Annotated in this window: 11 protein-coding genes; 7 read left to right on the forward strand and 4 right to left on the reverse strand. The window is 71.6% G+C overall.

The annotated features are described in order from the left end of the window. Positions 1–5: 5 nt before the first annotated feature. The 4 genes from HNP84_RS14115 to HNP84_RS14130 all read right to left on the reverse strand — a co-directional run bounded on the left by HNP84_RS14115 (position 6) and on the right by HNP84_RS14130 (position 3,683). Positions 6–329 carry a hypothetical protein gene (locus tag HNP84_RS14115; protein WP_185050110.1) on the reverse strand — a complete coding sequence of 108 codons (324 nt, stop codon included), beginning with the start codon at positions 327–329 and terminating at the stop codon, positions 6–8. A 66-nt stretch (positions 330–395) separates the two neighbouring features. Then, positions 396–1,322: a helix-turn-helix domain-containing protein gene (locus tag HNP84_RS14120; RefSeq protein ID WP_185050111.1), complete on the reverse strand. Its 927-nt coding sequence runs from the start codon at positions 1,320–1,322 to the stop codon at positions 396–398. Between the two features lie 349 nt (positions 1,323–1,671). After that, the gene (locus tag HNP84_RS14125) at positions 1,672–2,688 is read right to left on the reverse strand and encodes an aldose epimerase family protein (protein WP_185050112.1); all 1,017 of its coding nucleotides are present in this window, start codon (positions 2,686–2,688) and stop codon (positions 1,672–1,674) included. Next, a complete protein-coding gene (locus HNP84_RS14130; RefSeq protein WP_185050113.1) occupies positions 2,685–3,683 on the reverse strand; it encodes a LacI family DNA-binding transcriptional regulator in 999 nt (332 codons plus the stop codon). The genes HNP84_RS14125 and HNP84_RS14130 overlap by 4 nt, the downstream gene beginning before the upstream one ends. A 261-nt stretch (positions 3,684–3,944) precedes the next feature. On the opposite strand from HNP84_RS14130, the gene HNP84_RS14135 reads away from it, so the two are divergent. From HNP84_RS14135 to HNP84_RS14165, 7 genes are all read left to right on the forward strand, one after another. Beyond that, positions 3,945–4,856: a carbohydrate ABC transporter permease gene (locus tag HNP84_RS14135; RefSeq protein ID WP_185050114.1), complete on the forward strand. Its 912-nt coding sequence runs from the start codon at positions 3,945–3,947 to the stop codon at positions 4,854–4,856. After that, entirely contained in the window at positions 4,856–5,758 is a 903-nt protein-coding gene (locus tag HNP84_RS14140) for a carbohydrate ABC transporter permease (RefSeq protein ID WP_185050115.1), read from the forward strand. The genes HNP84_RS14135 and HNP84_RS14140 overlap by 1 nt, the downstream gene beginning before the upstream one ends. A 14-nt stretch (positions 5,759–5,772) precedes the next feature. Next, on the forward strand, positions 5,773–6,660 hold the full coding sequence (locus HNP84_RS14145; RefSeq protein WP_185050116.1) for an NAD-dependent epimerase/dehydratase family protein: 888 nt from the start codon (positions 5,773–5,775) through the stop codon (positions 6,658–6,660). Positions 6,661–6,662: 2 nt separating this feature from the next. Continuing rightward, positions 6,663–7,544 carry a 5-dehydro-4-deoxyglucarate dehydratase gene (locus HNP84_RS14150; RefSeq protein WP_185050117.1) on the forward strand — a complete coding sequence of 294 codons (882 nt, stop codon included), beginning with the start codon at positions 6,663–6,665 and terminating at the stop codon, positions 7,542–7,544. Next, the gene (locus tag HNP84_RS14155) at positions 7,544–8,617 is read left to right on the forward strand and encodes a mandelate racemase/muconate lactonizing enzyme family protein (RefSeq protein ID WP_185050118.1); all 1,074 of its coding nucleotides are present in this window, start codon (positions 7,544–7,546) and stop codon (positions 8,615–8,617) included. Before HNP84_RS14150 ends, HNP84_RS14155 begins: the two co-directional genes overlap by 1 nt. Continuing rightward, complete coding sequence (locus HNP84_RS14160; RefSeq protein ID WP_185050119.1) at positions 8,617–10,563, forward strand: DUF6807 family protein; 1,947 nt, start codon at positions 8,617–8,619, stop codon at positions 10,561–10,563. The genes HNP84_RS14155 and HNP84_RS14160 overlap by 1 nt, the downstream gene beginning before the upstream one ends. Before the next feature lie 137 nt (positions 10,564–10,700). Next, positions 10,701–12,026, forward strand: coding sequence for an ABC transporter substrate-binding protein (locus tag HNP84_RS14165; protein WP_185050120.1), 1,326 nt, complete (start codon positions 10,701–10,703; stop codon positions 12,024–12,026). Positions 12,027–12,035 lie beyond the last annotated feature (9 nt).

Raw genomic sequence — 12,035 nt, forward strand, 5'->3', positions numbered from 1 at the left:
GGCGGCTACGAGTGGATCGGTCGCGTGGGTATGCGCGCCCTCCGCTCCAGCCGGGTCTCCTCTTGGAGGTGACGGCGCAGTTCCCCGAGGTCGCCGCCGCAACGGACGACGGAGACTCCGCTGGGTTGAGCGTCGGCGGACAGCCCGCCCCGGCGCAGCGCGATGTAACCTCCCCCAACGCCGGGCGAGATGTCCCAGGCGTGCCCATAGTCCCTCAGCGCCAGCCCGTGCCCCTCGTGTATGTCGGAGGGGATGCCCAAGCCGGTCAGCGCCCGCTGCAGTTCCTCCGCTGCCCGCGCCTGCCTCTGATCGTCAGCCGAGTTGCGCATACCGGCGAAGGTAGGCCCGCGTCACCTCGTGATGTTCACGACCGTAAACCGAGCGCAGTCATGCGACTACGCCACACCGAACCGGTAGGCCAGGCCCCGCAGATCTCGCCCCGCCCAAGGACCACGCCCGTGCGACAACAGGTGGCTCACCGACTCCCGGACCAGTGCCGTCTCGGCCGCCTCTCCAAGGTGGCTCTCGGCGTGCTCGAAGCGGTTCAGGCTCACTGCCGCCAGCGCGGCCGACAGGTGCAGCATGCCGTACAACTCGACGGCCGGACCGTCGGGGACGTGCTGTAGCCGGTCCGCCGCCCGTTCGGTGCTCTTCAGCGCGGCGTCGTAGACACCGGCGGGTAGCAGGGCATGCGTCCGCACGAACGCCGCCAGTCCGCTCAGAGCCGGGTCCTCAAGCCGCGCCGCGGCCTCCCGCGCCTGCTGGACGGCGATCTGCGCCAGGTCCAGATAGCCGAGATCCTTCAGCAGGTAGAACGTGGTGTGGCAGGCCCGGATCAGCGCCCGCAGCGCCTCCACTCGCTCGCGCTCATCGCCCGTCGTCGCGAGCATGTGCAACTCGGGCAGCAGGTCCGGCAGCAGCTTGCCGAAGTCGCCGTACCGGGACGCCGCGCACAGGCTCTCGACCGTGGCCGTCTCCCGCAGCAGGTCCGCCAGCGGCCGGGCCGGGACGTCGGCGGGTTCATCGAGCGAGGAGCCGAGCAGCGCCACGCGTACGCGCGGGATCGCATGATGCCCCTCCGATGCCTGCGCCCGTCGAGGGGGAGGCACATACGGTTGCCCGGTCAGCTCCGCGACCGAGACCTCCAGGGCGGCGGCCAACGCGGCGATGTGCGAGCGCCGGTCCAGAGATCGCCGACCGTTCTCCACCATCGACAGGAAGCTCTTGGACAGCCCACTGCGGTCCGCGAGCACCTGGAGGCTCATCCCGCGATACCGCCGAGCCCGCCGGAGCCGCTGTCCCATCGTGTTGCCCTCGCTCAAGGCGGACACCTCACTCGGCCGAAGTCGTCGCCTGCTGCCAGGCTACGACTCGGAAGCGACCGGACGAGGATCTTCCGGAGAGCGCCAGACTGTTGGGCGCTCACTCCGCCGCTACTCGAAGCGTTCGGGCCTCACAGCCGGCACCGCTTCACGGCACGCATGGGGCCCAGAGCCCCCCGCCCGCACCTCCCCGCAACGCGCCACCACGGCGGGCCTGAGGGGCCCGCCCGGTAGGGCGGGGGGTGGCGGGTGGGTCAGCCGCCTTCAACCCATGCGCGGCCGCGCGAGGACACGCGGGCGGGGCTCAGCAGCCCGCCACCTGTGCGCGGCCGCGTGAGGACACGTGGGGTCAGAGGGTCGTGAAGCGGTAGATGGTGGTGCTCTGGTAGGTCTCGCCGGGGCGGAGGACCGTGGTCGGGTAGTCGGGGTGGTTGGGGCTGTCGGGGAAGTGCTGGGTTTCCAGGCAGAGGCCGGCGTGGGGGCCGTATCCGCTGGCTTCCGGGTCGAGGGAGTTGCCGGTGTAGAACTGGACGCCGGGCTCGCTGGTGAGGACCTCCATGACGCGGCCGGAGCCGCCGTCCACCACCCTGGCCTTGACGCCGTCGCCCTCGTTGAAGACCCAGCAGTGGTCGTAGCCGCCGCCGATGATGAGCTGGGGGTGTTTCTCGTCGATTCTGGCGCCGACGGCGGTGGGGATGGTGAAGTCGAAGGGGGTGCCGGAGACCTGGGCGGGGTCGCCTAGGGGGATCTTGTTCTCGTCCACGGGGAGGTAGGCGTCGGCGTCGAGCATGACGACGTGGCCCAGGATGTCGCCGTGGCCGGCGCCGGCCAGGTTGAAGTAGGAGTGGTTGGTCAGGTTGACCACGGTGGGGGCGTCGGTGGTGGCGGCGTAGGTGATGCGCAGCTCGTCCTGGGGGGTCACCTCGTACGTGACCGTGGCGGTGAGCGTGCCGGGGTAGCCCTCCTCGCCGTCGGGGCTGGTGTAGGAGAGGGTCAGGGTGACGTCGTCGGCCTCGTGGACCGACCACAGGCGCTTGTCGAAGCCCTGCTCGCCGCCGTGCAGGTGGTTGGGTTCCTGGTTGCGGGCCAGGGTGTAGGTGACGCCGTCGAGGGTGAACCGGCCGCCGGCGATGCGGTTGCCGTAGCGGCCGACGAGGGCGCCGAAGTAGCGGCTGCGGGTCAGGTAGTCCTCGATGGTGTCGCAGTGCAGCGCGACGTTGGCCCGCGTCCCGCGGGAGTCGGGCACCTCGATCGACTGGATGATCGCGCCGTAGGTCAGCACGCCCACCCTCAGGCCGCCGCCGTTGTCCAGGACGTGGCGCTCGACGGGCTCGCCCGACGGCAGGTGACCGAAGCTTTCCCTCACGTACGACCTCCAGATGGTGGCGGGGCGGTGGACTCCCGGACGACCAGGCTGGTCTCCAGGGTGGCGAGCGCCGGGGTGGCCGCCTCGCCGGCGCCGACCGCCTGCAGCAGCAGATCGACGGCCGTGCGGCCCGCCGCCGACGTGGGCATGGCGACCGTGGTCAGCTTGGGGCGGTTGAGGCGGCCGGGCACTATGTCGTCCACACCTATCACGCTGATGTCGCCGGGCACCGACACGCCACGCTCGGACAGGCCCTCGATCAGGCCGATCGCGACCATGTCGTTGTAGGCGAGGACGCCGGTGGCGCCGGACCTGCGCACCTGGGCGGCGGCGGCGAGGCCGCCGCGTTCGGTGGGCGCGTTGGGGCCGAGGATGACCAGTTCGATGCCGGCGTCCTTGGCGCGCTGGGCCGCGGCGGCGCGCATCTCGCCGCTGGTCCACGAGCCGCTGGGGCCGGTGACGAGCGCCAGCCTGCGGTGGCCGAGCGCGAGAAGGTGCTCCACGGCCAGGCGGGCGCCGTGGGCGACGTCCATGAGCACCGCGGACATGCCCTTGACCCTGCGGTTCACCACGACGAGGGGGATGTCGGCGGCCAGCCGCTCGATGGCCCGGTTGCCCAGCCGGGGGCTGCACAGCAGCACGCCGTCCACCTGCTTGGCCAGGGTCTGGATCAGTTCTTCCTCGACCAGGTGGTCCTCGTCGGTGTCGGCGACGAAGACGTGGTAGTCGCGCTCCCTGGCGTGGGCCTGGGCCGACTTGATCAGCGGCGGGAAGAACGGGTTGGCGATGTCGGCCACGATGAGGCCGAGGTTGTTGGTGCGGCCGGTGGTGAGCGCGCGGGCGACCCGGTTGGGCCGGTAGCCGAGGTCTTCGGCGGCGGCGAGCACGCGGTTGCGCGTGGCGGGGTTGACGAGGTGGGGCGCGGAGAAGGTGCGCGACACGGTGGACACGTGCACGCCGGAGGCGTTCGCCACATCGCGGATCGTCGCCGCCACCTGCTGCTCCCCCTTCCGCCGCCGTGCACCGTTCTACCGGACCCGCGGCATCCCTGCTCGACACTACTGCAACCGGTTGTAGTACTGTCAATCTGCTGCTGGGCGGCTTCTGGGCGATTTGTGCTATTTGTCGGGGTTCGATGGGTACCGGGAAGCGTTTACCAAACTGGGTCTTGACGCTGATGTCACACGGCTGAAATCTTCTTTGCAACCGGTTGCAGCTCGGAATCCGCTAGGCACCTGCTAAGGAGTCACCGGCCCATGGCAATCGCCCAAGCACCACCGAGAGAACGCGCGCGGCCGGCGCGCGCGCCGCGCACGCCGTACGTCCTGATCGCCCCCGCGGTGATCGCGATGCTGGCGTTCCTGGTCTACCCGATGGCCAGCGTCGTCTACTACAGCCTCCAGCACTACAACGTGTCCAAGCCGTGGGACAACGCGTTCGCCGGCCTGGACAACTTCCGCACCCTGCTGTTCGACGACCCGCTGTTCTGGCAGAGCCTGGCGTTCAGCGCCAAGTGGGTCGTCACCGAGGTGGCGCTGCAACTCGTGTTCGGGCTGGCCCTGGCGCTGATCGTGAACGAGACCTTCATCGGCCGGGCCGTCTCGCGCGCCCTGGTGTTCTCGCCCTGGGCGGTCTCGGGCGTGCTCACCACCGGCATCTGGGTGCTGCTGTACAACCCCACCACGGGCGTCTCGCGCTACCTGGCCGACCTCGGCCTGATGAACTACGGCGCCGCGCCGCTGGCCAACCCCGACACGGTGTTCTGGGCCGCGGTGCTGGCCGAGCTGTGGCGCGGCGTGCCGTTCTTCGCGATCCTGCTGCTGGCCGACCTGCAGACGGTCTCGCGCGACCTGTACGAGGCCGCCTCCGTGGACGGCGCGAGCCGCCTGCGCCGCTTCCTGCACATCACGCTCCCCCATCTGAAGGACGCGATCATCCTGTCCACGCTGCTGCGCGCGGTGTGGGAGTTCAACAACGTGGACCTGCTGTACACGCTGACCGGCGGCGGCCCGGCGCACCAGACCACCACGCTGCCCCTGTACGTCGCCACCACCGCCGCCCAGTCGCACAACTTCGGCTACGGCTCGGCGCTGACCACGGCCGCGTTCCTGATCCTGACGTTCTTCTCCATCGCCTACCTGCGGTTGAGCAAGTTCGGAGCCCGCTGATGATGACGACCCAGACCACGGGCAGGACCCTGGACCGCCCCGCCCTGCCGGAGCCCGTACGCCTGCCGCGCCGACGCCACCGCAGGCGCTCGGCCCAGCGGGTCGCCAGGTGGCAGATCTACGTGCCGCTCGGCCTGTACCTGCTGTTCACGCTGGTGCCCTTCTACTGGATGCTGGTCTTCGCGGTGCGCCCGCGCGGCTCCGACTCGCTGCTGCCCTGGCCCATCACGCTGGAGAACTTCGACACGGTCTGGAACGGCCTGGGCTTCGGCATCTTCTTCCAGAACAGCCTGATGGTCGGGGTGGCGTCGCTGATCGCGACCACGGTGATCGCCCTGTCCGGCGGATACGCGCTGGCGCGCTACAACTTCCGCGGCCGGCAGCTATTCATGATCGCGATGCTGTGCACGCAGTTCATCCCGGGCGCGATGATGCTGATCCCGCTGTTCGAGATCTTCCGCACGCTCGGCCTGGTGAACACGCTGTGGAGCCTGGTCATCGCGGAGACGGTCTTCCAGCTCCCGCTGTCGCTGATCCTCATCAGCGGCTTCATCCGCAACATCCCGATGGAGCTGGAGGAGGCGGCCTGGGTGGACGGCTGCTCCCGGCTGCGCGGGTTCTTCGCGGTCGTGCTGCCGATGCTGCGGCCCGCGCTGGTCGCCGTCGGCTCCTTCGCCTTCATCCACAGTTGGAACAACTTCCTGTTCGCGCTGATGTTCGTCAGCGAGCAGGAGAAGTTCACCGTGCCCGTCGGGCTGGCGTACACGCTCGGCGAGTTCTCGGTGGACTTCGGCGCGCTGGCCGCGGGGGGCGTGGTCGCCGCGCTGCCCGTGGTGCTGGTGTTCGCGGTGATCCAGAGATACCTGGTGCAGGGAATGTCCGCGGGAGCGGTGAAAGGATGACGTTGGAAGCCGGAATGAGGATCCTGGTCACGGGGAGCGCGGGCCGGTTCGGCCGCAGCGTGGTGCGGGCGTTGAGCGACGCCGGCCACGAGGTGGTCGGGGTGGACACCAAGCCGGGCACGCCGCACGACTGCGCCGAGGTGTTACCGGCCGACCTGACCGACCTCGGCGAGGCGTTCGAGGTGATGGCGCGCTACCGGCCGCGGGCGGTGGTGCACCTGGCCGCGATAGCGACCCCGTTCAGCCGGACCGACGCCTTCACCTACCGCGTGAACACCCAGCTCGCGTTCAACGTCTGCGAGACCGCGGTCGCGCTCGGCGTGGAGCGGATGGTGGTGGCCAGCAGCCCGACCGTGATCGGGTACGGCGCGCCGGGCGGCTGGGCGCCGGCACGGCTGCCGATCGACGAGGAGCACCCGGCCGCCCCGTGGAACGCCTACAGCCTGTCCAAGCTGGCCGCCGAGCAGACCATGGCGATGTTCGCGCGCAGCTCGCCCGGCACCCGCTTCGCCGCGGTGCGCCCGTGCTTCGTCATCGCCCCCGAGGAGTGGGAGGGCGCCCCGACCCAGTCGGGGCACACCGTCCGCGAGCGGCTGGACCATCCGGAGCTGGCCGGGGTGTCGCTGTTCAACTACATCGACGCCCGCGACGCCTCGGAGATGGTGCTGACGCTGCTGCACAAGCTGCCCGAGCTGGACAGCGGCGAGGTGTTCTTCGCCGGCGCGCCCGACGCGCTGGCCCGCGAGCCCTTGTGCGAGCTGCTGCCCCGGATCATGCCGTCCACCGCGGCCCACGCCGCCGCCCTCACCGGGACCGCGCCCGCCTTCTCCTCCGAGAAGGCGGGGAGGCTGCTCGGCTGGCAGGCCAAGCGGAGCTGGCGCACCGAGATTGGAGACATCTAGCGATGCACCTCAGCGGAGTCCTCTTCTTCCCCGTCACCCCGTTCGGGGCCGGCGGCGGGCTGGCCGAGGACGTGCTCGCCGAGCACATCTCGCGCGGGCTGGAGCACGGCCCCGGCGGGATCTTCGTCGCCTGCGGCACCGGGGAGTTCACCTCGCTCTCGCAGGACGAGCACGCGCGGGCCGTGCGGGTCGCCACCGAGACCGCGGCGGGCCGCGTGCCGGTGATCGCGGGGGCGGGCGGACCCCTCGGCGCGGCGCTGGCCCAGGCCGCCGCGGCGAAGGACGCCGGCGCCGACGGGCTGCTGCTCATGCCGCCCTACCTGGCCCAGGGCCCGGTGAGCGGCCTGGTGGCCTACGTCAGGGCGGTCGCGGAGGCCGGGCTGCCGGTGATCGTCTACCAGCGCGGCCCGGTGGTGCTGGAACCGGAGACGGCGGTGGAGCTGGCCCGCATCCCGGGCGTGGTGGGGCTGAAGGACGGCGTGGGCGACATCGACCGGATGCAGCGCATCGTGCTGGCGATCCGGGCCGAGATCGGGCCGGAGTTCACCTTCTTCAACGGGCTGCCGACCGCCGAGCTGACCATGCCGGCGTACCGGGGCCTGGGCGTGGAGCTGTACTCCAGCGCGGTGTTCTGCTTCGCCCCCGAGATCGCCACGGCGTACCTGCGCGGCGAGGAGCGGCTGCTCACCGAGTTCTACGCGCCGCTGGTGGCGCTGCGCGCCAAGGTGCCGGGCTACGCGGTCTCGCTGGTCAAGGCCGGGGTGCGGCTGCGCGGCCTGGACGTCGGCCCGGTACGCCCGCCGCTGACCGAGCCGGCCCTGGAGCACCTGGAGGAGCTGTCCCGGCTGCTGAAGTCGGGGCTGGAGATCGTGGGGGCGGCCTGATGGGCGAGCAGGTCATCGCCCGGATCGGGGTGCGGGCGCGTACGGTGCCGCTGTCGCGGCCGTGGGGCCCGGACGTGCGCTTCCAGCACGTGCTGATCTGCACGGTCGAGCTGGACGACGGGCGTACCGGGACGGGGTTCTCCTGGACGCCGCAGATCGGCGCGGGCGCGGTGCGCGCGCTGCTGGAGGGCGAGATCGCCGAGGCCGCGGCCGGACTGCCCGCGCACCCCGAGGTGGTGTGGGACCTGCTGTGGCGGCACCTGCGCGAGGCGGGCGGCGGCGGGCTGACCACAATGGCGCTGGCCGCGGTGGACCTGGCGCTGTGGGACCTGCGCTGCGGCGGGCGCGGCCTGGCCGACGTGCTGGGCCGGCGGCGCGACAGCGTGACCGTCTACGGCAGCGGCGTCAACCGGCACTACCCGCTGGAGGACCTCGTCGCGCAGGCCAAGCGGTGGGTCGCGGCGGGCTACCCGGCGGTCAAGGTCAAGGTCGGCCTGGACGACCTGCGCGAGGACGTGCGGCGGGTCGCCGCGGTGCGCGAGGTGATCGGGCCCGAGCGGCTGCTCATGATCGACGCCAACCAGAGGTGGGACCTGCTGCGGGCGCGCGCGGCCATCGCCGAGCTGACGCCGTTCGAGCCGTACTGGGTGGAGGAGCCGCTGCCCGCCGACGACGTGGCCGCGCACGTGCGGCTGCGCGAGAGCGTGGACGTGCCGATCGCCGTGGGCGAGAGCGTGTACACCACCTACGGGTTCCGCGACCTGCTGGTGGCGGGGGCGTGCGACGTGGTGCAGCCCAACGTGGTGCGCGTGGGCGGGATCACCCCGTTCCTGCGCATCGCCGAGCTGGCCCGGACGTTCGGGGTGCCGGTGCATCCGCACCTGCTGCCCGACATCTCCGGGCAGCTCGCGCTGGCGCTGCCGCTGGAGCCGATGGTCGAGGACGTCGAGGACGCCTCGTTCGCGGCGCTCGGCCTGCTCGACCCGCCGTACCCGGTCACGATCGAGGACGGGGTGCTGCGGGCGGGCGGCCATCGGGGACACGGATTGGTGTTCGCATCCGGAGGTGCGTGATGGACCGGCCCGCGCGGGTGGTGCTCGCGGGAGCGCACGGCCACGGCTGGTGGCACCTGGACAACCTGCGCAGGCTGCGCGCCGCCGGGCTGGCCGAGCTGGTGGGGGTGTGCGACCTGCGTCCGGTGGAGCCGGAGAAGCTGCGCGGGCTGGGCGAGCCGCCGCAGTCGCCCGACCTGACCGAGCTGATCGAGCGCACCGGGGCCGAGATCACGGTCCTGGTCACCCCGATCCACACCCACGCGGAGCTGGCCGTACGGGCGCTGGCCGCGGGCTCGCACCTGCTGCTGGAGAAGCCGCCCGCCTCCAGCGCCGCCGACTTCGACCGGATCGCCATCGCGGTGGCGCGCAGCGGGCTGGCCTGCCAGGTCGGGTTCCAGAGCCTGGGGTCGGCGGCGGTGCCCGCGGTGCGCAAGCTGATCGCCGACGGCGCGGTGGGCCGCGTACGCGGGATCGGCGCCGCGGGCGCGTGGCCCCGGCCCGCGACCTACTTCACCCGGTCGCCGTGGGCCGGGCGGCGCCGGATCGACGGCGTCGAGACCACCGACGGCGCGCTCACCAACCCGTTCGCGCACGCCGTGGCCACCGCGCTGGCCCTGGCCGACGCGCCGGTGGAGGCGTACGAGATCGAGCTGTACCACGCCAACCCGATCGAGGCCGACGACACCTCCTCCATCCGGCTGCGGCTGAGCGACGGCACCGTGGTCACGGTGGCGGTCTCGCTGTGCGCGCCCGAGCGGCACGAGCCGTACGTCGTGGTGCACGGCGACGCGGGCCGGATCACGCTGACGTACACGATGGACGAGGTGCGGGTCGGCGACGGCCCGCCCACCCGCCACCCCCGCGTGGACCTGCTGGAGAACCTGATCGAGCACATCCGCGGCGGCGCGGAGCTGCTGGTGCCGCTGCACCGCACGGCCGGGTTCATGGGCGTGCTGGAGGAGATCCGGCGCGCCCCCGACCCGCTGCCGATCCCGGACGAGTTCCAGGAGCTGATCCGCGAGGACGGGGAGGTGACGCGGCGGGTGCTGCCCGGGATCGCCGAGCTGACGGCGCGCAGCGCGGAGCGGCTGGCGCTGTTCGGCGAGCTGGAGGACGCGCCGTGGTCGGCGTCCGGGGTGGCGCTGCGCGCGGGCGGGCGCACGGTGGCCCGGTACGTGTGGCGGCACCCGGACGTGCCGGTCACGGTCTCGCCCCGGCCCTTCCTGCACCCGGTGCGGACGCTGGGCGGCGTCGAGGTCAGCGAGACCCGCCCGGCCGACCACGTCCACCACCTGGGCGTGTGCGTGGCCATCGCCGACGTCGGGGGCCGCAACTTCTGGGGCGGGCGCACCTGGGTGCCCGGCGAGGGGCCGCGCTGGCTGGACGACCACGGCGTGCAGCGGCACGTCGAGTTCACCCGCCTGGCCGAGGACGGCTTGGAGGAGCTGCTGTCGTGGACCGGTCCCGGCGGCGAGGAGGTGCTGCGCGAGCGGCGCGCCGTACGGGCCGTGCCGCTGCGCGACGCCTGGGCGCTGGACCTGCGCTTCACGCTGGCCAACGCGACCGGCGCCCCGTTGGAGATCAGGAGTTCGGCCACCAAGGGCCGGGCCGGCGCGGCGTACGGCGGGTTCTTCTGGCGGGCCCCGGGCTCCGCCACCGCCCGCGAGGTGTTCACCGCTGAGGCGGAGGGCGAGGAGGCCGTGCACGGCTCCGCGACGCCCTGGCTCGCGCTCACCGGCGCCGCGCCCGACGGCCGGGAGTGGACGCTGGTCTTCGTACGGCCGGGCCCGCCGGAGCGGTGGTTCGCCCGGGTGCGCGAGTACCCCGGGATCGGGGTCGCGCTGGCCTGGGAGCACCCGCTGCTCCTGGAGACCGAGCTGAGCCGGCGGGTGGTCACGGTCGTCGCCGACGGGCGGCTGGACCGGGCGACGGCCGCCGCGTACGCCGCGGAGGTGACGGCATGATCCCGGAGCGGAACCGGCCGCCGCCGCACGCCCTTCGGGAAAGCCTTTTCCCTGCCCGGACGGCGTAACGCGCACCCAAGGAGACGCACCACTTGCACGTGAATCGGGGGGACCACCGAGAAGAAGGGTGAAGATCAATGATAGGACGCCGATCCCGGCGCCTGCCGGCCGTGCTCTCGGCGCTCGCGACCGCCACCTGCCTGACCCTGGCGGGTTGCGGCTCCGGCTCCGATTCGGGCTCGTCCGGGAAGACCGAGCTGACGTTCTGGGACGACAACGGCGGCGAGGCCCGCACCCCGGTGTGGAAGCACATGATCGCCGAGTTCGAGAAGGCCAACCCGACGATCAAGGTGAACTACGTCGGCATCCCGATCGCCCAGGCGCAGCAGAAGTACGACACCGCCATCGCCGGCGGCGGCCTGCCCGACGTGGGCGGCGTGTCCACCGCGATGCTGGCCAACCTGGTGGCGCAGAAGGCGCTGGACCCGCTGGATGACAAGATCGCGGCCAGCTCCCTGAACGGCAAGCTGAACGCCCAGGTGACCGCCACCGTGAAGGGCACCGTGCCCGACGGCAAGCTGTACATGGTGCCGATGTCCACCAACATGGGCGTCTTCTGGTACCGCACCGACTGGTTCAAGGAGGCCGGCATCGAACCGCCGGCCACGTGGAGCGAGTTCTTCACCGCGGTGGAGAAGCTGACCGACACGAGCAAGAACCGCTACGGCTTCACCATCCGCGGCGGCGCGGGCTCCATCGCCCAGATGCTGGAGGTCGTCTACGGCCAGTCGGGCATCACCGAGATCTTCGACGCCTCCGGCAAGGCGACGGTCAACGACCCCAGGAACGTCGCGGCGCTGGAGAAGCTGACCGGGCTGTACAAGAAGGTGACGCCCGAGGCCGACCTGAACAACGACTACGTCAAGATGGTGGCCCAGTTCGACGGCGGCAACATCGCGGTCATGCAGCACAACCTCGGGTCGTACAACGACCACGTCAAGACGCTGGGCAAGGACAAGGTGGCCGCCATGGCGGTGCCGAAGTCCGACTCGGGGGTGCACGCGATCCTGTCCAACCCCGTCACCGGCGTCGGCGTCTTCGCCACCGGCGAGAAGAAGGACGCCGCGTTCAAGTTCGCCGAGTTCGTCGCCTCCAAGGCGATGAACAGCTACTGGGCCGAGAAGACCGGCGTGCTGCCCGCAAACACCGACGTCAACGGCGAGCCGTGGCTGACCTCGCTGCAGCACATCGACATGGCCACCAAGGTGCTCAACGACCCGGCCACCAAGGTCGTGCAGCTCCCCTACCACCTGCCGGAGTTCAACTCCATCACCAAGGCCGAGACCGAGCCTCTGTTCCAGAAGGTGCTGCTCGGCGAGATGACCGCCAAGGCGTTCCTGGACGAGATGGCGAACAAGCTGACCGCGGCGCAGGCGGCGTACAAGCAGCGCAACGGAGGCTGAGCCTCCCCC

Source organism: Thermocatellispora tengchongensis, assembly GCF_014202315.1.
Classification (GTDB): Bacteria; Actinomycetota; Actinomycetes; order Streptosporangiales; family Streptosporangiaceae; genus Thermocatellispora; species Thermocatellispora tengchongensis.

Bases quoted from the DNA above. Each gene is read 5' to 3' on its own strand.
- HNP84_RS14115 (WP_185050110.1), bottom strand. From the start codon at position 329: ATGCGCAACTCGGCTGACGATCAGAGGCAGGCGCGGGCAGCGGAGGAA.
- HNP84_RS14135 (WP_185050114.1), top strand. From the start codon at position 3,945: ATGGCAATCGCCCAAGCACCACCGAGAGAACGCGCGCGGCCGGCGCGC.
- HNP84_RS14140 (WP_185050115.1), top strand. From the start codon at position 4,856: ATGATGACGACCCAGACCACGGGCAGGACCCTGGACCGCCCCGCCCTG.
- HNP84_RS14145 (WP_185050116.1), top strand. From the start codon at position 5,773: ATGAGGATCCTGGTCACGGGGAGCGCGGGCCGGTTCGGCCGCAGCGTG.
- HNP84_RS14150 (WP_185050117.1), top strand. From the start codon at position 6,663: ATGCACCTCAGCGGAGTCCTCTTCTTCCCCGTCACCCCGTTCGGGGCC.
- HNP84_RS14155 (WP_185050118.1), top strand. From the start codon at position 7,544: ATGGGCGAGCAGGTCATCGCCCGGATCGGGGTGCGGGCGCGTACGGTG.
- HNP84_RS14160 (WP_185050119.1), top strand. From the start codon at position 8,617: ATGGACCGGCCCGCGCGGGTGGTGCTCGCGGGAGCGCACGGCCACGGC.
- HNP84_RS14165 (WP_185050120.1), top strand. From the start codon at position 10,701: ATGATAGGACGCCGATCCCGGCGCCTGCCGGCCGTGCTCTCGGCGCTC.